The sequence below is a fragment of the Fluviicola taffensis DSM 16823 genome (assembly GCF_000194605.1).
In the GTDB taxonomy this organism is placed as follows: Bacteria; Bacteroidota; Bacteroidia; order Flavobacteriales_D; family Crocinitomicaceae; genus Fluviicola; species Fluviicola taffensis.
This window is the reverse complement of record NC_015321.1, coordinates 4231377-4254821: the sequence shown is the minus strand read 5'-3', so window position 1 is coordinate 4254821 and position 23445 is coordinate 4231377. Positions and strand designations below refer to the sequence as shown.

Sequence of the window (23445 nt, the reverse complement as noted above, 5' to 3'; positions counted from 1 at the left end):
TGCCAACGCACGACATAAACATTAACGTATGAAAATTTATATCAAAAATATGGTTTGCAATCGTTGCATAATGGTAGTCAAAAATGAATTAGAGAAACTAGGTATTCATACTTTGAATATTAGTTTAGGTGAAGTTGAACTCAAAAACGACTTGACTGAAACGGAAAAAACTAACCTTGACAATCATCTAAAAACGTTCGGGTTTGAATTGATAGATGACAAAAAAAGTCGTCTAATCGGACAAATTAAATCATACATTATTGAAATTATACATCAAAATAACAGCGAATTAAAATCCAATTTATCTGACTATTTGAGCAGTAAGCTTCATCACGATTATACTTATTTATCAAACCTGTTTTCAGAAGTTGAAGGAACAACTATAGAAAAATATTTCATTGCTCAAAAAATTGAGAAGGTGAAAGAACTTTTGGTTTATGACGAATTATCATTAAGCGAAATCGCTTATCAAATGAATTATTCGAGCGTTGGCTATTTGAGCAATCAGTTTAAAAAAGTTACAGGACTTACCCCTACTCACTTTAAGAATATCAAGGAAATAAAGCGCAAACCACTAGACGAAGTGTAAATGTTACAAATACAATCCAAAATCAGGTAACGGGTTAGAAATGTAATGTTTCCACCTTTGCCTTGTAATTAAATAAAAAAGGTATGGCAACAAATAATAATGAATTTAGGATACCACTTGCAGGCGTTGACAGCGAACACTGTGCTTTAATCGTGGACAATGGATTGGCAAAACTTAATGGTGTTGAATCACACCGAGTGGAACTCAACAATAAGGAAGCAATCATTGAAACTCAAAATCAGGAAACAGTTTCAGAAGCTGTAAAAACTATTCGAGATTTGGGTTATGGAGTAACTACCGTAAAGAAATCATTCCCTGTATTACAAATGACGTGTGCTTCTTGTGCGGTTAGTGTGGAGAGTATGCTTAAATCTCAGGCAGGAGTTGTGAATGCAAGCGTGAATTATGCAAATGCAAAGGTCTCAGTAGAATTTATACCGAGTTTGATACAAGTAGAGCATTTGAGAAAAGTTGTTCAAAGTATTGGTTACGATTTGTTAATTGATGAAAGTCCTTCTGGTGATGAGACCATTGAGCATATTCAGAAAGAAAACTTTAAAACTCTCAAAAAGAAAACCTATTGGGCGTTGATACTATCCATTCCTGTAGTAGTAATCGGAATGTTTTTTATGAATATGCCCTTTGCGAATGAAATAATGTGGTTTTTAAGTACCCCAGTTTTATTTTGGTTAGGGAGAGATTTTTACATCAATGCTTGGAAACAAGCCAAACATCGATCTGCCAATATGGATACTTTGGTGGCATTAAGCACAGGTGTTGCTTACATTTTCAGTGTTTTCAACACACTGTTTCCTGAATTTTGGCACGAAAGGGGATTACACGCTCACGTTTATTTTGAAGCTGCATCTGTTATCATTGGCTTTATATTATTGGGTAAACTATTGGAAGAAAAAGCCAAAGGAAATACTTCATCTGCAATAAAGAAATTGATGGGTTTACAGCCAAAAACAGTAACGATTGTACAGGATGGTGGTTATCAAATGGAAATCCCCATTGAGCAAGTTGAAATAGGTAATACAATTGTGGTAAAACCAGGCGAGCAAATTGCGGTAGATGGAATAGTAATTAACGGAAACTCTTTTGTTGACGAAAGTATGTTGAGCGGTGAGCCTGTTCCTGTGTTGAAAAATGAAAACGACAAAGTATTTGCGGGAACTATTAATCAAAAAGGTAGCTTCCAATTTAAAGCCGATAAAGTAGGCAGTGAAACTATGCTTGCACACATTATCAAAATGGTGCAAGACGCACAAGGCAGTAAAGCTCCTGTCCAAAAATTGGTGGATAAAATTGCAGGAATTTTCGTGCCCATTGTAATTGTAATTGCCGTTGCTTCATTTATAGTATGGAACATCTTTGGCGGAGACAATGGCTTTACTCAGGGATTGTTAGCTCTTATTACCGTATTGGTTATTGCCTGTCCTTGTGCTTTAGGTTTAGCTACTCCGACTGCAATTATGGTTGGTGTGGGCAAAGGAGCTGAAAAAGGAATCTTAATTAAAGATGCAGAAAGTCTTGAGTTAGCAAAAAAGGTAAATGCTGTAATACTCGATAAAACAGGAACCATCACAGAAGGTAAACCTGTTGTAACGAATGATTTTTGGACTGAAGAAACCCCGATATTAAAACAAATACTATTCAGCATTGAAAAACAATCTGAACACCCATTGGCAGATGCGGTTGTTTCTCATTTAAAAAATCAGAATACCGTTTCAATAACTCAATTTGAAAGTATCACAGGAAAAGGAGCAAAAGCTGAGATTGACGGTATAACTTATTTCATTGGAAACAAAAGACTGATACAAGAAAATGAAATTTTGATTGAAAATGCGGTTGCTCAAAAAGCCAATCAATGGGGCAATGAAGCCAAAACAGTAATTTGGTTTGCCAATACGAAAAAAACAATAGCCATATTAGCAATAGCTGACCAGATTAAAGCAACTTCTAAAAAGGCAATTGAAGAATTACAGCTATCAGGCATTGAAGTTTATATGCTCACAGGCGACAATGAAATGACAGCCAAAGCTGTTTCAGAAAAAGTTGGTATCAAACATTACAAAGCAGAAGTACTGCCTGAACATAAAGCTGCATTCGTTAAACAATTGCAGCAACAAGGAAAGGTTATAGCGATGGTTGGCGATGGTATCAATGACAGCACAGCATTGGCACAAGCAGACGTGAGTATAGCAATGGGCAAAGGAAGCGACATTGCAATGGATGTAGCTAAAATGACTATCATTTCATCAGACCTTACAAAAATTCCCGAAGCAATTCATTTATCAAAATCAACAGTTCGCACCATTAAACAAAACCTGTTTTGGGCATTTATTTACAATTTGATTGGTATTCCAATTGCAGCAGGGATTTTATACCCGTTTAACGGTTTCTTACTCAACCCGATGATTGCAGGTGCGGCAATGGCATTGAGCAGTTTAAGTGTAGTAAGTAATAGTCTGTGGTTGAAGTATAAAAAATAAGCAGACGTAAATGTTACAAATCAATTCAAAAATACAGTAATGTATTTAGTTTGAATGCTATCGAAATTTGCAGTATATAATTTAAACAAACATTAAAATGAAAACGAACGATAAAACATTAAAATTCAAAACCAACATCAACTGTAGTGGATGTGTGGAAAAGGTAACTCCATTTCTAAATGATGCAAACGGAATTTGCCATTGGGATGTGGACACTGCAAACAAAGACAAAATTCTTTCTGTGCATTCCGAAGGAATTACCGAAGAAGAAGTAATCCAAAAGGTGCAAGATGCAGGATTTAAAATTGAATTATTAACCCAATAAAAAAACAGATATGAACATAGTATCAAAAATATCAGCTGCAACTTTATTGCTGTTTTCATCCTCCTCTTGCAACGCTCAAATTAAAAATGCAAAAACCGAGATCGTGAAAATTTATGGCAATTGCGAAATGTGTGAAAAGACGATTGAAACAGCAGGAAATGTAAAGAAAGTTGCTAACGTAGAATGGAACAAAGACAGCAAAATGGCAACAATAACTTACGACAGTATCAAAACAAATCAAGATGAAATCTTGAAACGCATTGCTTTGGCTGGTTATGATAGCGACAAATTCCTCGCTCCAGATGATGTGTATAGTAAACTTGCTGGATGTTGCCAATACGAAAGGGTAAAGAAAACTGCAATTGTTTCAACCGCAGTTATTGAAGACCACTCAATGCACAATCAAGAAAACGTAGTTGAAACGAAGCAAGAAGTAAATCAACTGAAAACGATTTTCGAAAGTTACTTTGCTTTAAAAGATGCTTTGGTAAAATCAGACGGTAAATTAGTTTCAACATTAGCTAAAGACGTACTTGCAAATATCAATTCGGTTAAAATGGAAAAACTCTCATCAGAAGAACACACTGTTTGGATGAAAGTGATGAGTAGTTTAAAATCAAATACCGAAAAAATTGCAGCTACTACAATTATAGAAAAACAGCGTGTCGTTTTTATGGATTTGTCAGCAAACTTTTATGCTTTGCTCAAAGTCAGTAAACAGGATTATTCTATATACTATCAAAATTGCCCAATGTATAACGATGGTAAAGGAGCAAATTGGTTGAGCAAAGAAAACGCAGTAAAAAATCCATACTACGGTTCGCAAATGCTTACTTGTGGCAAAACAGTAGAAACCATTAAATAAACTCCAATTTGGCGTAATCGAAAACGGTTACGCCATTTCTTAAACTCAACAAATGAAAATCTTAAAATGGTTCTACAAAATATTCTTTCAAAAAAATTGCTGCCGATAGTATTTTTACTATTGGTCAGTAATAATATATCCGCTCAAAAAACAGTTCGTTACGACCTTTATGTAAAAGACACTTTGGTAAACTTTACTGGGAAATTCAAAAGAGCCATAGCCGTAAACGGACAAATCCCTATGCCAACGCTCGTCTTTACAGAAGGCGACACAGCAGAAATTTACGTTCATAATTTGCTTAAAGAAGAAACATCTTTGCATTGGCACGGCTTATTTTTACCCAACAAAGAAGATGGCGTTCCTAATTTGACGCAAATGCCAATCAAGCCAAATACTACACACGTTTACCGTTTTCCAATTATTCAAAATGGCACACATTGGTATCACAGTCATTCGGGTTTGCAAGAACAAATAGGAATGTATGGCAATTTTATAATGCTCAAAAAATCTGATGACAAAACATTTCGAAAGGGAATTGATGATTTACCTACCGTTCCCATTGTATTAAGCGAATGGACAGACTTAAAACCTGAAAACATTCACAGAATGTTGCATAATGCCAACGATTACCCAGCATTGAAAAAAAATGCCGTTCAAAGTTATGCAGAAGCCATTAAAGCTGGGCATTTCAAAACTAAACTCAAAAACGAATGGAAACGAATGTTGGCAATGGATGTAAGCGATGTGTATTACGAAAAAATATTGATGAATGGCAAATCCATTACCGACCTTTCAATAATTGACGGAAAGGAATTAAAGGCAGGCGACAAAGTGCGTTTAAGAATTTCAAATGGTGGTGCTTCATCTTACTTTTGGCTTACTTATGCAGGTGGAAAAATTACCGTAGTTGCTAATGATGGCAACGATGTAGAGCCTGTTGAAGTAGATAGATTGATTATTGCTGTTTCTGAAACCTACGATATTATTGTAACTATTCCTGCCGAAAATACGGCTTTTGAATTTTTGGCAACCACCGAAGACAGAACCAATTCTGCATCATTATACATTGGCAACGGCATAAAACAACTGAAATCATCACAACCAAGATTGAAGTATTTTGAAGGAATGAAGATGATGAATGATATGATGAAAATGAATGGCGATTTGGACGATATGGGAATGAATATGAGCCTAAATCAAATGGATATGAATGTGGTAATGTATCCGGAAATTACTGGAGACAGCAAACCAAAACAAAGTGATAACGACCCAAACCGATACAACGCCAATGCTTTGGCAGATATTGTTACGTTAAACTATGCAATGTTGAAATCACCCAACAATACTTCACTTCCAAAAGATGCACCCGTAAAAGAGTTAAAATTTACACTAACAGGAAATATGAACCGCTATGTTTGGAGTTTAGATAATAGAGTAATATCTGAAACTGATAAAATTCTAATCAAAAAAGGTGAAAATGTTCGTATCGTTTTATATAACAACTCTATGATGCGACATCCAATGCACTTGCACGGACACGATTTTCGTTTACTCAATGGTCAAGGCGCCAATGCACCCTTAAAAAATGTTGTGGACATTATGCCAATGGAAACCGATACATTGGAATTTAACGCCAATGTAGAAGGCGATTGGTTTTTTCACTGTCATATTCTCTACCATATGATGAGTGGTATGGGCAGAGTATTTACTTATGAAAATCAAGCTCCAAATCCTTTAATAACAAATCCTAAATTGGCTCAACGTAAACTATTTGCAGACGACCGTAAATTTCATTTTATGGCAGACAACGATTTTGCTACCAACGGAAACGATGGAATGGCAATGTTACAAAACACTCGTTGGAGCATAGGTTCAGAATGGCGTTTAGGCTACAATGATATGCACGGCTATGAAACCGAAACACATATAGGACGATACATTGGAAAAATGCAATGGCTGATGCCGTTTATTGGTTTTGATTGGCGTTACAGAAAAATGGGAATTGATGAACAAGAAGAAAATTTATTCGGACAAGTAAATAAAAAAGACAACAGAACTGCTGTAAGTTTAGGGTTTATGTACACGCTTCCAATGTTGGTGAATTTTCAGGCAGAAGTGTATCACGATGGAATTGTTCGACTTTCTTTAATGCGAGAAGATATACCGATTACGAAAAGAATAAGAGCTGGTTTTATGGTAAATACAGACAAAGAATTTATGGTTGACTTGCGTTATATCATAAATAGAAATATGGGGATTAGAACACACTACGATAGCGATATGGGATTTGGAGTTGGACTGACATTAAATTATTAATTGCTACCCAATTTGCAAGCACATTGCCAAAGCCCCACAAAGCCAACACGCAGACCAAAGCTTTGTCAAAGAGCTTGCAAAGCCAACGCAAGACAAAATTGTTTTAAAAAATTTACCGACCCTTCAAAAAAATAAAAAACGCAACGCACAACCCAACAGACAATGACACTGACACTGAATCTCAACAATCACAATGGTTTACAAGGACAGACGACAAGAACCACTGGCTATAACAGCACCTACAAGCAAGCAGGGGTTTCGTGCTTCGTATGACAGGAAAGTGCTAAATTTAAAGTTCAGTTCTTCGTATGAAGTTTAGTGCTAAAAATCCCTGCCTGCGTGTAGCTGCAAACCGTTATAGCCTATTGTAGGACGACAGCACCGTAAAAGAAAAAAGAACAGAAATGACATTAAAAGAAGCAGTATTAAAAAGCCTTGAAGACATAAACGGACTGACCAACTATTTGGAAGTTTGCAATCATATAATTGAAAAAAAGTATTATGACTTTGGAGCCGCTAAAACACCAGCTTCGACAGTTTCTGCTTTACTCGGTGACTTTATTCGAAACGGTGACACGAGAGTAAAAAGAATAAAACAACAAGGCGGAACATATTCCTACTACTTGACAAAAAACGAACAGAATATTGCAATTGACGTTCTTAGCGGTGAGACAGAAACTCAAACAACCTTGCCGAAAAAGCCGACCAAGACAAAGACTTACGAAGAAAGAGATTTACATAAACTTTTGAGCAGTTATCTTAAAAACACAGACACCTACTCAAAGACAATTTTTCACGAACAATCAAACGGAAAAGACAACAACCAAATTTGGACACACCCTGATATGGTTGGCATTAAGTTTTTGAACTTGCAGACAAAAGCCAGCCAGAATTTTTTAAAATCAATTAATCGTGTTGACACTTTCAAAATGAGTTCCTACGAACTGAAAAAGGAAATTAACAGCGATAGTGAACTTAAAAAAGCATTTTTTCAAGCGGTTTCAAATTCAAGTTGGGCTAACTATGGCTATTTAGTGGCTTTTGAATTCAGCGACAGTTTGAATGAAGAAATGGCAAGACTAAATCAATCATTTGGAATTGGAATAATTGAACTTAACGCCAACCCTTACCAAAGCAAAATACTTTTTCCAGCAGTTTATCGGGACTTAGACTTCAAGACCATTGACAAACTATGCAAAATGAACAATGAGTTTAACAGGTTCATTGAACAGACAGAAAAACTAATGACAGCAAGTGAAAAATATGTTTCCGGTGCTGAAAAGGAACTTGACGAATTTTGTGACAACTACTTTGCAAACGACTCAGAAATAGAAGAATACTGCAAAGAAAAACACATACCGACCAATGACGAATAGAAGAACAACAGGCTATAACAGCACCTACCCAAAAGTGGCGGTTCAGTGGTTAAAACAAGCTTTGTGCATCTATCAAAGTTTGTGCTTAGTTGACAGTGAAGTGCTTCGAAATCGCCACCTTCGGGTAGCTGCAAACCGTTAGTGGCAACCCTAAGACGACCGTTACTTCAAACAAATATCGACAGACGAAATGCACGAAAAGCTTTTAGAAATAATAAGACAACAAATCCCCATTTCAGACAAAGACGCTGAACTCTGCACGGAATATTTTGAACCTATTATTTTTCCGAAAAACAGGATAATTGAAGACGAAGGAAAAATTCCTCAATACCTGTATTTTGTAGTTTCAGGTTATATGCGGTTGTTCCAATATAATGACAATGGAGACGAAATAACTTCCCATATTAATTGCCCTCCTGGCTTTATCACTTCTTATTTCAATTTCATTAACCAGACGAAAGCTACTGAAAATGTGGAGTGCATTACTGAATGTGAACTGCTTAGAATAACCAAAAATAATTTAGACCTTATCACTTCAAAAAGTGATGCTTTTAAGGATTTTAGTATTTGGGTATTTCAGCAGTCAATAGCCTACAATGAAAATCGTTCAAAAGAATTGGCAACACTTACAGCAGAACAACGATACCAAAAATTAATTGACAACTATCCCCATATCATTCATAATGTTCCACTTCAATACATTGCTTCTTTTTTAGGAATGAACTCCAAAAGTTTAAGCAGAATAAGAAAGCAAATCATTAGGTAACATTTGCGAAGTGGATTCCATTTTCCAAGGCTGACCTTTGTGCCATCATTTTTAGAATAAAAAATATGGAACAGAAAAATTTAGCATTGGTTACTGGTGCAAACGGACACCTCGGTAACAATTTAGTAAGGCTTCTTATCAACAAAGGAATTCCTGTTAGGGCTTCGGTTCGCAACATCGCCAACAAAGAACCATTTGTTGGTTTGGATTGTGAGGTCGTTCAATCGGACATCACAGACAAACAATCCCTCATAAAAGCCTTACAAGGCGTAGAAACATTTTATGCCGTTGGTGCTGCATTTAAACTTTGGGCAAAAGACCCAAAAAAGGAAATTTACGATGTAAATATCCAAGGCACTCAAAACATTGTTGAAGCCGCTGCCGAAGCAGGAGTAAAACGAATAGTATATGTAAGCTCTATTGCAGCATTAAATTACAATCAACTTCCAACAAAAGAAAGCAATGGACAAAACCCAGACAGAAGGGATATGTATTACAATTCAAAAAATGATGGAGAGAAATTAGCTTTTGAATTAGCTAAAAAACACAACATTGAATTAGTTGCTGTTTTACCAGCGGCAATGATTGGTAGCGAATCATTTGGGAGTTTAAATGTTTCTTACAATGTTATTGACCTAATTCTTAAAAAAGAAATACCTGTTGACACAGGTATAACCTTGAATTGGATTGATGTAAAAGATGTAGCGGAGGGTTGTTTTTTGGCCGCCACAAAAGGCAGGAATGGTGAACGCTATATTTTGGCGAATGAGAAATGTACCTCTATAACGGACACCACTAAAATTGCTCAAAAGCTACTTCCTGAATTAAAAATAACAATACCCAAAGCAGTTCCTAAACCTATACTTTATTTGATTGCCTGGTTTATGGAATTGGGAGGTAAACTAAATGGCAAAGCGCCCTTGCTAAGCGTAAAGGATATTGCCATGTTTTCGGGATTGAAACAAGATTTCGATATATCGAAAGCAAGAAAGGAGTTAGGCTTCAATCCTAAAAAGCCTGAAATTGCAATTAGAGAAGCAATGATTTATTTAAACAATAAACGCATAGACAAAAAACAACCCTTAAATAAACTAATGACATTGATTGTTTTCTTTTTGGTTGCTTCAACTACCTTGTTTGGACAAAATTCAAAACCTAAGGCTGATTCAACAAAGGTCTTTGTTTCCATAGAAACTGACCCTGCATTTTGGGTAGGAACTTTACCAAATGGTTTAGGATTTGATGCCAATATAGATTTTAGATTAGCCAAACACCCAAGTTTAAGATTTGGGATTTTAGGATATTCAGGAAAATGGAGTGGAGAATTCGGAAAAACTGTTTTACTAACAAAAGACTATACTGAAGATAATTGGGTAACACAATGGAATGGAATTGGAGTGGAAGCTCAATATCAATTTAGATTTGGTCTGCAAAGGGGCGGACTTCAACCTGGACTTAGATTACAATGGAATCAATTTATTTACAACCAAGACAATTTCAAAAAAGGAGAGGCAAATCACTTTGTAATAACACCCCAAGTTGGGTTTCAATGGTTTCCGTTTAAGAAAATTGGTTTATATGTTTTACCTTGGGCAGGTGTTCAAATTCCGACACTAGGGACAGACAAAATAATGATTAATGGAGCAGAAAGAGATACGAGAAAAATAATGCCTGTGGTGACAGCTCACATCGGTTGGGAGTTCAAATTTTAAGACCATATTAAATTAACGATTGCCAGAAGGGCAGCCACTAACAGCGGTTTTGCGTCAGGCGGGGCATCGTGCTTCGTTTGTCGCATTTTGCTATATTTGAACTGTGGTTCTTCGTATCAAGTTTGTGCTAATAATCCCGCCCGAACGCAAAGCCACAAACCGTTATAGGGTATTTTAGAACAACAGCTAAACTAGATATGAATGTTGAAAGATGAAATTACAAAATGGACAGAATACGATAGACTTGCTTTTCAAGATGAAAATTTTGAGAAAATCGACCTTACTTCATTGATGCAATCAGACAAATTTGACTTTAACACAGAATTAATTTTTGAAAATTGTAACATTCATAGTATTGGGGATTCCATTAAACTTTATTCCAAAAAGATATCATTTATCGACTGCGAAATTGGCAGTATTTGGTTTCAGGGAACTCATTTTATAGGTGGACTAGAATTGAAAAATTGTAGTGTAAGTAATTACTCGTATTTACAAGCCATAGGCCACAATCTTGCCCCAAATGAATTCATTATAGACAATTGTGTTTTTAATGATTATGTTGACTTTTTTGACTGCTATTTTGAAGGCCCAGTTCAAATTACAAATAATGATTTCCGACAAGGAACAAATATTGGAATATATCTGCAGCGACCATTTGGAATACTGGCCGATATAAACTATAAAATTGAAAATAATAAAGGGGATATTTTTAAAGACGATGAAAACGACCCTGGCTCAATAAAAAATTAACACCCTATAACACCAAATAAGCAAAAGCGCCAAAAGTACTACATTTGTTACGCGCCTTTGCCTATTTGGAAAACGTTATAAGCAAGCCTAAAAGACGACCGTGCAACCATCAATCGGACACCAAAACGACCAAACTTTTGACTTCCAAACTTACTTCCGGACGACCTTAACTCGGTTGACAATTTCGCTGTAACTTGCACCGACCTGACCAGTTTGCCGACACTCAAGCCAATACAAGGTTTTAAAAATTTTCCCACCGCACATTTTAAAAAATAATTTTAGCCAGCCCGCATTGGCACATTTGGGGTTTGCCCCTTCACACAAGCCGACACACAGGCAAACCCCAAAAGAGCCAATTTCCCACCGCACCAGATGATTTTCGTCATATTTTAAAGTTTTCTCAAAAAAACTTGCAGGTATAAATAAAATAGAACTATCTTTGTGAGCGAATATTCACTTACTTAAAAATATAAACAAGATGAACGGTAAAAACAACATTGCAATAGGCTTCCTGACAATGGGGCTTTTTATGGCTTACGGCTTTCTATTAATCTACCTGCGAGACTTTGCTCCGGGTAAAGAAGAATGGGTAAACTCATACAGCATAGGAAAGCATTTTGAAAGCAGACTGGCTCACGTTCACGGGAACTTGTTCGCCTTTCTAAACATCCTAATTGGTTATCTGCTCCTACATTTCAGAGACAAACTCCAAAACGTGAAAGTCATTTCTTGGTTGGCACTTACTGGATTGTTAATGCCAATAGGAATACTAACAGAGGTGTATTTTGGTTTGCCTCCTGCTTTAGTATTAATCGGAGCAATTGCAATGACAGCTTCGGTAATTTGGTTAGGTGTTGCCTTTTTGAAAATGAAATCTGTCACTCAATAAATCATAAACTCTAAAATAAATAAAGATGAAAAAAATAAATGCAATTGGTTTACACCAAGACAAAGCCGAAGAACTGGCAAATAAATTAAACGAGTTACTCGCAAACTATTCAATTTTTTATCAAAACACAAGAGGCTTTCACTGGAACATTAAAGGTGAAAAGTTTTTTGAATTGCATTTAAAATTTGAAGAACTCTACAATGATTTGTTGCTGAAAATTGATGAAGTAGCAGAACGCATATTAACATTGGGACACACACCCGAGCATAGCTATTCTCAATACGCTAGAACATCAACCATAAAAGAAAGCAAGAAAATTTCTGATGGTTTGATTGCAGTAGAACAAATTCTTGAAGGATTTAAAACAACAATCGTTATGCAAAGAGAAATTCTTGGATTAGCTTCTGATGCAAATGATGAAGGAACAAATGCTTTAATGAGTGATTATATCCGCTTTCAAGAAAAACAAGTATGGATGTATTCTTCTTTTTTAACAAATAATAAATAAAAAGATAATGGAAACAAATAACAAAAACTTAGAAACCTTAATTAAGTTGAGACATTTATCAGAAGGTTTAAATTCCAATTGGGAAGCGTTAAACACGGCAAAAGTTAAAGTAGCTCATTTGCTTGATGAGGCAAACAACATTGTAAAAATGTTTGGAAGTGATTTAGGTAAAAGCAAATTTCAGGAAGATGTAAATTTAATTGCTTCTTTGAGAGATAAAATTGAATCTCAATTAGCCTATTTCAAAAATAAGATTGAAAGCCAATCGAGTAGTGATAGTTCAGAGATTTATAAAGATTTTTTGTCGAATACGGAATCCATTTCTTCTATATTTACAAAAATTGGTAAGTATCCCGATGACTACTTTTCAGGGATGAACAGTGCGGATTGGTTTGGAGTATGGGCTGTCATTCAGTCTAATATCTATACTGTTCAGGGCATCGGTCATTCTGCATTTGTTCAACTACAGATGTTTGAAAATTTTAGTAAACAAGAGATTGACGACCTTACAAAAGAGATTATAAAATACATTCCAAAATCTTACCATATTGAAGATGCTATTCAATACAAACAAGAGTATATGACAGCTTTAGCTCAAATGGAAGAAGAAGCGAATAAAAAAGATAATCTTTGGGATCGTTTTTTAAATTTATTAGCGGGAAATATTCCATTTAAGCAAACTCCACAGGAACGTGTAATGATGATGCGATGGGTAAATGGTGAGAAAGGCGAACTTTAAAAAGCGAAAAAATGACAACAGAAACAATTTCTGATAGACAACTTGAAATTATTGAAGCAGCAGGAAAAATATTGACAGCTTCAGGAATAAGTGGGCTAACAATTAAGAACTTGGCTAAGGAAATGAAATTTTCTGAAAGTGCCATTTACAGACACTTTACAAGCAAGGAAGAAATCATAATTGCCTTACTTGTGTATCTTGCTCAAAGTATGGATGAACGCTATACTAATGCGATTAAAAACGAACAATCGCCCGAAGAAAAATTTACAACGCTGTTTCAAAACCAATTTTCATTCTTCAAAAAGCATCCGCATTTTGTAGTGGCGGTATTTTCTGACGGATTAATGGAAGAAAGTGAACGTATCAATGAAACCATTCTAAAAATTATGCAGGTTAAAATGAAGCACTTGATTCCTATCATAATAGAAGGTCAACAAAAAAGCATTTTCACTAATTCAATTACTTCTGATGAGTTAATTCATATCGTGATGGGCACTTTCAGGCTGCAAATGTACAAATGGAGAGTTGCTAATTTCCAGTTTGACATTATCAGAAATGGAGACAATATGATACAGGCTGTTTTAACTCTAATAAAATCCAAATGAAAAAGTATGTCCTCAATACATCAGCAGTAATTCTAACTGCCTTTGGCTTGCTTACTCTTTTTCTTAGCACATCAGTAATTTTTGATTTGTTTGGTATCAGAGAAAAGGAAGGCAATTATGTTCTGTTTGTGGTTTTGTCAAATTTTATCAGTAGCATTCTATACCTTTTTGCTGCTTATGGGTTTGCTAAAAGCAAAAAATGGACAGCTACTCTATTAGGAATTTCAACAATTATATTGATAGCTGCATTTATCGGACTTAAAATTCACGCTAATTCGGGTGGTATCTATGAAACAAAAACCATCGGTGCAATGATTTTCAGAATTGCGGTAACGCTTGTATTTGCAATCATTGCATTTTTCACTATCAATAAACAATTAAATAAAAATCATAATGAATAAATTAATCTTAACATTTGCCGTAGGTAGCTTATTGCTATATAGTTGTGGCAATTCCACAAACGAGAAATTAAGTAATCAACCAGAAATTGCTGAACATAATGATCATCATCACGATGATGAAAGTGAAGCCATCGAACTTAACAATGGTGAAAAATGGCAAGTGGATGCCAATATGCTAACTCATATCAGAAATATGGAAAATGATGTTGTTTCCTTTGCTAAGGTCGAGCAAAAAGATTACAAATCATTATCTGAAAAACTACAATCAAACATTGATTTACTTACTTCAAACTGCACTATGAAAGGCAAAGCCCACGATGAATTGCACAAGTGGCTGTTGCCATACATTGATTTGGTAAAAGAACTTTCAGAAGCTAAAAACGAAACCGAAGCAACTAAGCAATTTGAAAATATTCAAATTTCATTCACAACATTTAATCAATACTTCCAATGAACATAAAAGAATTACATACACAAGAAAAACCAGTTTCAGCAACTTCTCTTTTCAAAAGTGAACTGGGTAACGCAACAGCTATTCAAATTTTGCAAGGCGAAAAATTAAAAGAGCATATCACCAAAACACCAGCACTTTTGATTTGCGTTGAAGGAGAAGTGATTTTTGAAAATGAAAAAGGAATAAAAGAAACACTATTATCGGGCGACTTTGTAAACATTGAACCAATGGTAAAACATTGGGTTGTAGGAACAATTGAAAGTCAATTAATTCTCATTAAGTAAAAAAATTTGACAAATGAAGTTAGCGAATATTCACAAACATTATGTTGCTCTGTTATTGATAATAGGAGGCTTTCAATCTGCACAAGCACAAACTTGGACTTTGCAACAATGTATTGACACCGCACAGGTTCATAACAAAAATCTGCAAATGAGCAGAAACAATATGGCTATTGGCGAACAAAGAGAAAAAGAAGCCAAAGCCAATTTAATCCCAAAAGTAACAGCCAATGCGGATTACAAGTATTTTACAAACCTGCCTTATCAGCTTTTACCTGTGAATGCTTTTAATCCTGCACTACCTGAAGGTGAATACAGAGCAATGCAGTTTGGCGTTCCGCACAACATCAACGCAAACTTGCAACTCTCAATGCCATTGTATAATCCACAAGTTTATGGTGCTATACAAACAACAAAAATCGCTTCGGAATTGACCGACTTACAGTATCAAAAAACGGAGGAGCAAATCTATTTTGAAATTTCCAATTTGTATTACAATGCCCAAATCTTGCATCATCAATTGGCATTTATTGACAGTAATCTGATTAATGCAGAAAGACTTCTAAAAAATATGCAATTGCTCAATGAACAATTGCTTGCTAAAGGAACAGATGTAAGCAAGGTAAAATTGCAAGTATCACAATTAACCACCCAAAAGGAAACCATCAAAAGCAAATACGAGCAGGTTCTAAATGCGTTGAAATTTGCTATGGGTATTTCCATTGAACAAAATCTGCAAATTGAAGCAAACATTCAATATCAAAACACAAATGAATATTCAACTTCATCAACCTTAGATATTCGAATAATAAAAACTCAAAACCGCTTATTGTCGAGTGAACTCAACACACTCAACAAATCAAGGTATTTGCCATCGCTAAATCTGGTTGGAATGTATGGAACAACGGGCTTTGGTTATAACGGACAACCTGCTTCTTTTCTTGATTTTTATCCGATTGGTTTTGCAGGTATTCAATTGTCCTATCCACTATTTAACGGAACGGTTACACTTCGAAAAATAAATCAGAAAACGCTTGAACTCCGAAACAATGAACTTCAATTTGGATTGCTTACCGAGCAAAACAATATGCAAGTTGAAAATGCCAAAATACAAAGAGAAGTCGCTAAAAAAACGGTAGAAACCACAACCGAACAAATACAATTGGCACAAACAATCTATGAGCAAACCGTTCTTCAACAGAAACAAGGAACGGCAAGTTTAACCGATGTTTTGCTTGCAGACAATGCTTTGCGTGAAGCACAACAAACCTACCTATCTGCTGTAATTGATTACCTAAAAGCAGATTTAGAACTAAAAAAACTCACAGGAAATATTTCAACAACCAAATAATTATCACAATGAATACAAAATCATCAATCCTAAAAAAAGCACTCTACGTCATCATTCCGTTGGCGATAATTGCCATTGTGGTAATTAAGTTGAAAACAAACAAGGAAATTACGCAGAGTAAAGTCTATCAATACGATAAAGAAGAAGCTATAAATGTTCAAGTAGATACATTGCAACTTGAAAATGTGAATGCAGAATTTTCTTATTCAGGCACATTTGAGCCCAACAAGGAAACAAAAATAAGTGCCGAATTACAAGGGAAAATTAACACCATTTTAGTTGATGCTGGAAGCGTTGTAAGTAAAGGTCAAACTTTAATTCAATTGGATAATTCATTGCTGAAATTGCAACTGCAAACTATTGAAGTGCAAATAGAAGGATTGGAAGCAGATGTAAATCGCTATACCATTTTGGCTAAAGCAGATGCCATTCAAGGTGTTCAATTAGAAAAAGCAGAATTAGGTTTGAAATCTGCAAAAGTTCAGAAAGCGACTTTGTTGGAGCAGATAAACAAAACGACCATCAAAGCACCTTTTAACGGAGTAGTTACTGCAAAATTAAGTGAAGAAGGAGCTTTTGCTGCACCGGGCGTTCCATTGCTCCAAATAACGGACATTACAACTTTAAAATTCACCGTAAATGTTCCCGAAAAAGATTTAAGTCAGTTCAAATTAAATCAAAGCTATTCGCTTACGGCAGATGCCTATTCTGAAATTCTATTGACTGGAAAAACTACTATGATTGGCAGTAAAGCCAATATGGGCAGTAGTTTTCCTGTTCAGTTTACGGTAAATAACACATCGGACTTGAAAATAAAATCTGGGATGTTTGGTAAAGTTTTACTCAAAAGCGAAACGTCTGGAAAGGGAATTATCATACCCTCATCTGCTATACAAGGCACAGATAACCAACCACAGGTTTATGTTTTGCAAAATGGCAAAGCAATTTTGCAAAATATCACTATTTTAAAAAAGATACAGAACAAAGCAGTTGTTTCAAATGGATTAAATGAAGGTGATGTAATTGTAACGAATGGCTTCATCAATCTTTTTGATGGGGCAAATGTAACTGTTAAATAAAATCAGCGAAAAATGAATATTACAGAAATATCAATCAAACGTCCTTCGCTGATTATAGTGCTTTTCAGCGTATTTACTTTATTAGGATTTATCGGGTATAAAAATTTGAGTTACGAATTGATGCCCGACTTTAATCAGCCCGTAGTTGTAATTAAAACTGTTTACCCTGGTGCCGAACCAAACGAAGTAGAAACATCCGTTTCACGAAAAATAGAAGATGCTTTATCCAACTTGGAGGGTGTAGATTACTTGGTTACAAAATCATTGCCCAATGCTTCTATCATCATAGCCAATCTAAAATATGGGACAGATTTGGATAAGTCAATGCAAGATGCACAACGCTACATTGACAACATTCGCAAAGATTTACCACAGGATATTTTAAGTCCTGTAATGAGTAAAGTTTCGCCAAATGATTTGCCGATAATGTCTATCAGTGCAACAAGTGATTTGTCTGCCACAGAGTTTTATCAAAAAATGAAAGATGATTATCTGCCCCAAATTCAACAAATAAAGGGTGTAGCAGAGATTACTGTTTTAGGTGGAGAGGAAAGAGAAATACAAGTAAAAATAAATCAGGACAAACTGAAATTGTATAAAATATCAATGGTTCAGGTTGTTGAAGCAATTAATCGTTCTGGTTTAGACTTGCCTGCTGGAAAGGTGCAAACCGAAAAAGAAAGTAATTCAGTTCGTTTAACGGGAAAATTCGCATCTATTGAGGATATTAAAAATGTCCAAGTCGCTATGCCTGTTTTAGGAAGTCCAGTTTATGTAAAAGACATAGCAGATGTAATTGATGGTATAAAAGAAACAACTTCCATCAGTCGCTACAACGGTAAAAACTGCATTGGTTTAATGCTTAAAAAACAAGGAGATGCAAACGCAGTAGATGTTTCAAAAGCAGTTCGGGAGAAATTTCAATCTATCGAACAACAAAATGCCAGTTCAGGTGTAAAATTTATTATTGCAGACGATAGCACCGATAACACGATTGCAGCCGTTAATTCCGTTGTTTTTGATTTAATCTTAGCGGTATTATTGGTGTCGTTAGTGATGCTTTTATTTCTGCGAAGTTTTAGAAATTCTTTAATCGTTTTGGTAGCTATTCCAACATCTTTAGTTACCGCATTCGCTGTGATGTGGCTTTTGGGTTACACCTTAAACTTAATGACCTTACTGGCAATGTCTTTAATCATTGGTATTTTGGTTGATGATGCCACCGTAGTTTTAGAAAACATACAAAAGCACTTAGACAAAGGAAAAGACAAACGAACTGCTGCAATGGATGGTCGTATGGAAATTGGCTTTGCGGCATTGTCAATTACATTAGTTGACGTAGTGGTATTTTTACCAATTCTTTTTTTACAAGTGTTTGTTGCTGATATGCTCAAGCAGTTTTCGGTTGTAGTAGTAACTTCTACTCTCACCAGTTTATTGGTTGGTTTTACTTTAACGCCTTGGATGGCTTCTCGTATTGGCAAAAAAGAAGACTTACAACCTACCAATTTTTTCAATCGCTTTTTACTATGGTTTGAAATTCAATTAGAAAACTTTAATGAATGGTATGGTCGAAGATTAGAATGGGTATTGAGCCATAAATTAGCTTTTACAGGTATCGTTATTGTGCTTTTTGCAATGACTTTAGGCATTATGAAACAAGGAATTATTGGTAAAGAATTAATATCTACAGGAGACCAAGGTAAATTTAGAATGGCTTTGGAATTTGACAAATCCACATCTATACAACAGAACAACTTAATTGCTCAAAAAATTGAAACATACATTATTCAACAACCCGAAGTAGCAACAGTATTCAGCAATATTGGCGGACCAAGCACTGGGATTGGAAGTTTGGGTGTTGGTTCTGCAAACAAAACAGAATTTACCATTCAATTAAAATCTAAAAAGGAACTTAAAAATGTGCCGACCGAAACATTTATGAAAAAACTTAGAGAAGACCTAAAGTTAAAATTTCCAAGTATAAATTATTCAATGGCAGCTTTAGGTTTAATACCTCGTTCAGCTCCTATTGAAATTACATTGAGCGGAAGCAATTTAGATTTGGTGATGAAAACGGGTGATGAATTGAAATCGGTAATTGAAAAAATTCCCGGAGCAGATAATGTTCGCTTGTCCGTTGAAGCAGGTAGTCCCGAATACAAAATAATTCCAGACAAAGATAAAATGCAACGATTAGGTTTAACAACCGCTTATGTTGGATTGAACCTAAGAACTGCATTTACAGGTAATGAAGATGCAACGCTTACTGAGAACGGAACAGAATATCCTGTAAGAATTTGGTTAGACGAATTTAACCGACAAAACTTTGAAGATGTTCAACAACTTTCGATCATTAACCCAATGGGAATACCAGTTGAAGTTTCACAGTTTGCAAGCGTAGAGCAAGACAATTCTCCGTCATTGTTAGAACGAAAAGACCGACAACCAGCAGTTACTTTAACAGCAGACGCATTAGGCAGACCATCAGGAACTGTAGCAGACGATGTAGTTGCTTATCTAAAAGAAAATCCATTGCCAAACGGAATACAAATGACTTGGGGTAGCGACATCAAAAGACAGAATGATAGTTTTGGAGCATTGGGTTCCGTTTTACTCATTTCATTTTTGCTGATTTACTTGATTATGGTAGCACTGTATGACAGCTTTGTTTATCCATTTGTGGTATTGTTTTCTATACCAGTTGCAGCAATTGGTGCGTTTTTCGCTTTGAATTTGTCATTAAGTAATTTGAGTTTATTCGCCTTACTCGGTTTAATTATGCTAATGGGCTTAGTGGTAAAAAACGCTATTCTAATTGTGGATTTTACTAATCAATTAAAAGCAGAAGGTAAACATTTTAAAGAAGCCTTAATCATTGCAGGAAAAGGTCGTATGCGACCAATCCTAATGACAACTCTTTCAATGGTTGTTGGTATGCTTCCCATTGCAATGGCAACAGGAACAGCAGCAGAATGGAAAAACGGTTTGGCTTGGGTAATCATTGGCGGACTTCTATCATCTTTAATTTTGACAGTGTTTTTAGTGCCGATGGTCTATTATTTAGTTGACACAGCGAAAGAAAAAATTAGCAAAAGAAATTAGTCATCGCACAGGTGTAAGCACATTTGCAATTCGCACAAGCCAACGCACAGATCAAAAATTGCAAAAGAGCTTACACCTTTATCACCCAAAGAAAAATTATTTTTTAAAATTTCCTTCCCTTCTAAAATTTTTAAAACCGCTACTCACAGCCGACACAAACAGGCCCATTCGCAACTCGACAATGACAGCGAAACTCACAGCGGACAATGACTTTACAACCTCGACAGACAGAAGGCCAGCTTATAACAGCGGTTTGGCAAAAGTGGCGGTTCAGTGCTTCGTATGACATTTTTTCGTATAATTGAAGTGAGGTTCTTCGTATGAAGTTTGGTGGTAAAAATCGCCACCTTCGCCAAGCCGCCAACCGTCAAACTGTCTAAAAACCCTTCCTTTTTCCAGAAACGAATTTTCATAAAAATCAACCTTTTTTGATTGCCAAAAAACTGATTTTAGCTATCTTCAAGTATGAAATTCATTCAAGGAAAAGATCGAAATCAGACAGAGTTTTTCTGTTTAGATCAAGCGGTTTCAGAAGACAATGAAGTGCGATTAATCGATTTGTTTGTTGGAGCCATAAAGCTTTCAGATTATGGTTTCGATATGTCGTTTATAGAGAACGGTCGGCCAGCTTACCACCCCGCTGATTTATTGAAACTCTTTATTTATGGGTATTTGAACCGTGTTCGTTCATCCCGACAATTGGAAAAGGAATGCAAACGTAATATTGAACTGATGGGGCTCATGAAAGGTTTGGCGCCCGACCACAATACGATTGCCAATTTTAGAAAAGATAACCCAAGAGCTATCCGAAAAGTGTTTCATGCAACGGTTTCGCTTGCCAAAAACTTTGAATTGATTGGTGGAAAATTACTGGCTGGTGATGGAACCAAGTTGCGTGCACAGAACTCGAAGAAAAACAACTTTAACGAAAAGAAAATTGAGCGTCATATTGCTTATATTGACGACAAACTCAATGAATACAGTGCTATCTTGGCAAGTGAAGACAATGATTTAACAGCGGAGAAAAAGCAGGAAATCAACGCTAAAATCGATAAGCACAAGCAGTACAAGAACAAATACGAAGCATATAAAAAGCAACTCGACGAAACTGGACAAGTACAAATTTCAACTTCCGATCCCGACAGCAGACAAATGATTGTGCGCAATAACATAACTGAGGTGGCATATAATGTTCAATCGACCGTTGATGCAAAACACAACATTCCAATTGATTTTAAGGTCACCAATAAAAACGATTCAAAAGCCATGGGTGCAATGGCTCGCAGGGCTAAAACCATTCTTGGAAAATCAGATTTCACAATACTTTTCGATAAAGGCTATCATACTGGAACCGAATTCGATTACGCACACAAACAAGGGGTAGAAGTATTGGTAGCTTTCCCTGATGTTGCTTCACATGCTCCAGATATTTCCTTTGATGTAGAACATTTCAACTACAATAAGGAGCGCGATGAATATACCTGTCCAGCTGGAGAGTTGCTCACCACAAACGGTCGTTGGTACAACAAGGCAAGCGGGAAAACGATCAACCGCGTAAAACACTATAAAACAAAAGCTTGTTTGACATGCAGTCTTTTTGAAAAATGCACACGCAATAAAACGGGGCGTTTCATCGAGCGTTCGGAACACATGGATTTAATTGACGCAAACAAAAAACGACTTCAACGAAACATGGAAACTTACCGCAAACGACAAGCAATCGTGGAACATCCGTTCGGTGTCATAAAGCGTCAATGGGATTTTTATTATGTGATGACTAAAAAGACAATGAAACATGCAACTGCAGATGTTGGATTGATTTTTACCTGCTACAATTTGCGTCGAATATTCAATTTACTTGACCAAAATACACTCAAAAATTTCTTAAGAGAACTTGGTTTTCTATTTTTGATTCTGAGCAGCCATTTCAAGACGATTTGCGAAGATTTTAAAGAAAGGATTTACTCCGAAACATTTTGTGAAACAAGTTATACAGCGCTCTTAAAACAGGTATATTTATCCAAAAAACAGATTGTTTAGAATCTTAAAATGGGTTTTTAGACAGACTGACGTTATGGGTAATTACGAATATGCTCAATTATATACGAGAAAATATTGATTATGCTCAGGAACAAGCAAAGCAAAAATTAAGCTTGATACTGGACAATTTGGGTTATAAGTTAGTAACCGATCTGCATAATAAAGAAGGTATTGAAACGAGAATTTACCAATGGATAAACTTACAGAGTAAACACTGTATACAATTGATTTGGGATGGTAAAGAGAATTGGTTTGATTTGGGAGAATTTCAATGCACCGGTAATTTGGATTATTTAAACGCTACAGAGATTTTACTTGTCCCAATTCGAAGAGGAAAGTTACTTAATAGAAAAAAATATATCAATCGTAAGGTCGAGATGTTAATTGAAGCTTTAAAGAAAATATTATGAAAGAAATACTTAGTAGAAAAACCTCAAATAGTTTAATTATTCTAGGCGTATTATCAACTTACTTTGGTTATTCGCATGATTCAAGTAGCTTCATTCCTGCCGAGATTAAATATGCGGTTGGAATAATTGCTCTTGTTTTAGGCGTTTTAGGTCAAATTTTGAACTTTAAAAACTCAAGAAACATAAAATAAATACCCATAACAGCTGTCATGGCGCCAACCCTCAAATCTTGCTTCGAAACAACGCTAAATTTGAAAGAAAATAATTTTAACTTCGATGTAAAGATTTATTTAAAGAGTCGGGCCGAGCGCCTGGCAGCAAACCGTCAAACTGTCTAAAAACCCTTCCTTTTTCCAGAAACGAATTTTCATAAAAATCAACCTTTTTTG

22 protein-coding genes are annotated in these 23445 nt (G+C 35.6%); all 22 read left to right on the top strand.

The annotated features are described in order from the left end of the window. The first annotated feature begins 28 nt into the window (after positions 1 to 28). The 22 genes from FLUTA_RS18640 (at position 29) to FLUTA_RS18530 (ending at position 23247) form a co-directional block, all read left to right on the top strand. The gene (locus FLUTA_RS18640) at positions 29 to 589 is read left to right on the top strand and encodes a helix-turn-helix domain-containing protein (RefSeq protein WP_013688463.1); all 561 of its coding nucleotides are present in this window, start codon (positions 29 to 31) and stop codon (positions 587 to 589) included. A gap of 83 nt (positions 590 to 672) precedes the next feature. Further along, positions 673 to 3084, top strand: coding sequence for a heavy metal translocating P-type ATPase (locus FLUTA_RS18635; protein WP_013688462.1), 2412 nt, complete (start codon positions 673 to 675; stop codon positions 3082 to 3084). A gap of 97 nt (positions 3085 to 3181) precedes the next feature. Continuing rightward, entirely contained in the window at positions 3182 to 3409 is a 228-nt protein-coding gene (locus FLUTA_RS18630; protein WP_013688461.1) for a heavy-metal-associated domain-containing protein, read from the top strand. 10 nt (positions 3410 to 3419) lie between these two features. Continuing rightward, positions 3420 to 4274, top strand: a complete 855-nt coding sequence (locus tag FLUTA_RS18625) for a DUF3347 domain-containing protein (protein ID WP_013688460.1) — start codon at positions 3420 to 3422, stop codon at positions 4272 to 4274. Between the two features lie 66 nt (positions 4275 to 4340). Further along, complete coding sequence (locus tag FLUTA_RS18620) at positions 4341 to 6590, top strand: multicopper oxidase domain-containing protein (protein WP_013688459.1); 2250 nt, start codon at positions 4341 to 4343, stop codon at positions 6588 to 6590. Between the two features lie 404 nt (positions 6591 to 6994). Then, a complete protein-coding gene (locus FLUTA_RS18615) occupies positions 6995 to 7966 on the top strand; it encodes a COG2958 family protein (RefSeq protein WP_013688458.1) in 972 nt (323 codons plus the stop codon). 190 nt (positions 7967 to 8156) lie between these two features. Next, a complete protein-coding gene (locus FLUTA_RS18610) occupies positions 8157 to 8732 on the top strand; it encodes a Crp/Fnr family transcriptional regulator (protein ID WP_013688457.1) in 576 nt (191 codons plus the stop codon). A gap of 65 nt (positions 8733 to 8797) precedes the next feature. Next, a complete protein-coding gene (locus FLUTA_RS21310) occupies positions 8798 to 10444 on the top strand; it encodes an NAD-dependent epimerase/dehydratase family protein (protein ID WP_013688456.1) in 1647 nt (548 codons plus the stop codon). Between the two features lie 201 nt (positions 10445 to 10645). Then, a complete protein-coding gene (locus FLUTA_RS18600) occupies positions 10646 to 11194 on the top strand; it encodes a hypothetical protein (RefSeq protein WP_013688455.1) in 549 nt (182 codons plus the stop codon). Between the two features lie 478 nt (positions 11195 to 11672). Further along, a complete protein-coding gene (locus FLUTA_RS18595; RefSeq protein ID WP_013688454.1) occupies positions 11673 to 12083 on the top strand; it encodes a hypothetical protein in 411 nt (136 codons plus the stop codon). Between the two features lie 25 nt (positions 12084 to 12108). Beyond that, the gene (locus FLUTA_RS18590) at positions 12109 to 12591 is read left to right on the top strand and encodes a Dps family protein (protein ID WP_013688453.1); all 483 of its coding nucleotides are present in this window, start codon (positions 12109 to 12111) and stop codon (positions 12589 to 12591) included. A gap of 7 nt (positions 12592 to 12598) precedes the next feature. After that, entirely contained in the window at positions 12599 to 13330 is a 732-nt protein-coding gene (locus tag FLUTA_RS18585) for a hypothetical protein (RefSeq protein ID WP_013688452.1), read from the top strand. Positions 13331 to 13341: 11 nt separating this feature from the next. Next, a complete protein-coding gene (locus FLUTA_RS18580) occupies positions 13342 to 13935 on the top strand; it encodes a TetR/AcrR family transcriptional regulator (protein ID WP_013688451.1) in 594 nt (197 codons plus the stop codon). Then, positions 13932 to 14336, top strand: coding sequence for a hypothetical protein (locus FLUTA_RS18575; RefSeq protein WP_013688450.1), 405 nt, complete (start codon positions 13932 to 13934; stop codon positions 14334 to 14336). Before FLUTA_RS18580 ends, FLUTA_RS18575 begins: the two co-directional genes overlap by 4 nt. Further along, complete coding sequence (locus tag FLUTA_RS18570) at positions 14329 to 14790, top strand: hypothetical protein (protein WP_013688449.1); 462 nt, start codon at positions 14329 to 14331, stop codon at positions 14788 to 14790. Before FLUTA_RS18575 ends, FLUTA_RS18570 begins: the two co-directional genes overlap by 8 nt. Next, positions 14787 to 15074, top strand: a complete 288-nt coding sequence (locus tag FLUTA_RS18565; protein ID WP_013688448.1) for a cupin domain-containing protein — start codon at positions 14787 to 14789, stop codon at positions 15072 to 15074. The genes FLUTA_RS18570 and FLUTA_RS18565 overlap by 4 nt, the downstream gene beginning before the upstream one ends. Before the next feature lie 13 nt (positions 15075 to 15087). Further along, positions 15088 to 16422, top strand: coding sequence for a TolC family protein (locus FLUTA_RS18560; RefSeq protein WP_013688447.1), 1335 nt, complete (start codon positions 15088 to 15090; stop codon positions 16420 to 16422). Positions 16423 to 16430: 8 nt separating this feature from the next. Next, positions 16431 to 17501, top strand: a complete 1071-nt coding sequence (locus tag FLUTA_RS18555; RefSeq protein ID WP_013688446.1) for an efflux RND transporter periplasmic adaptor subunit — start codon at positions 16431 to 16433, stop codon at positions 17499 to 17501. 12 nt (positions 17502 to 17513) lie between these two features. Beyond that, positions 17514 to 20606 (top strand): efflux RND transporter permease subunit, encoded by a 3093-nt coding sequence (locus FLUTA_RS18550; protein WP_013688445.1) that lies wholly within the window; start codon positions 17514 to 17516, stop codon positions 20604 to 20606. A 465-nt stretch (positions 20607 to 21071) separates the two neighbouring features. Then, on the top strand, positions 21072 to 22646 hold the full coding sequence (locus FLUTA_RS18540; RefSeq protein WP_013688444.1) for an IS1182 family transposase: 1575 nt from the start codon (positions 21072 to 21074) through the stop codon (positions 22644 to 22646). A gap of 50 nt (positions 22647 to 22696) precedes the next feature. Beyond that, entirely contained in the window at positions 22697 to 23056 is a 360-nt protein-coding gene (locus FLUTA_RS18535; RefSeq protein WP_013688443.1) for a hypothetical protein, read from the top strand. Then, complete coding sequence (locus FLUTA_RS18530) at positions 23053 to 23247, top strand: hypothetical protein (RefSeq protein ID WP_013688442.1); 195 nt, start codon at positions 23053 to 23055, stop codon at positions 23245 to 23247. Before FLUTA_RS18535 ends, FLUTA_RS18530 begins: the two co-directional genes overlap by 4 nt. The last annotated feature ends 198 nt before the right edge of the window (positions 23248 to 23445 follow it).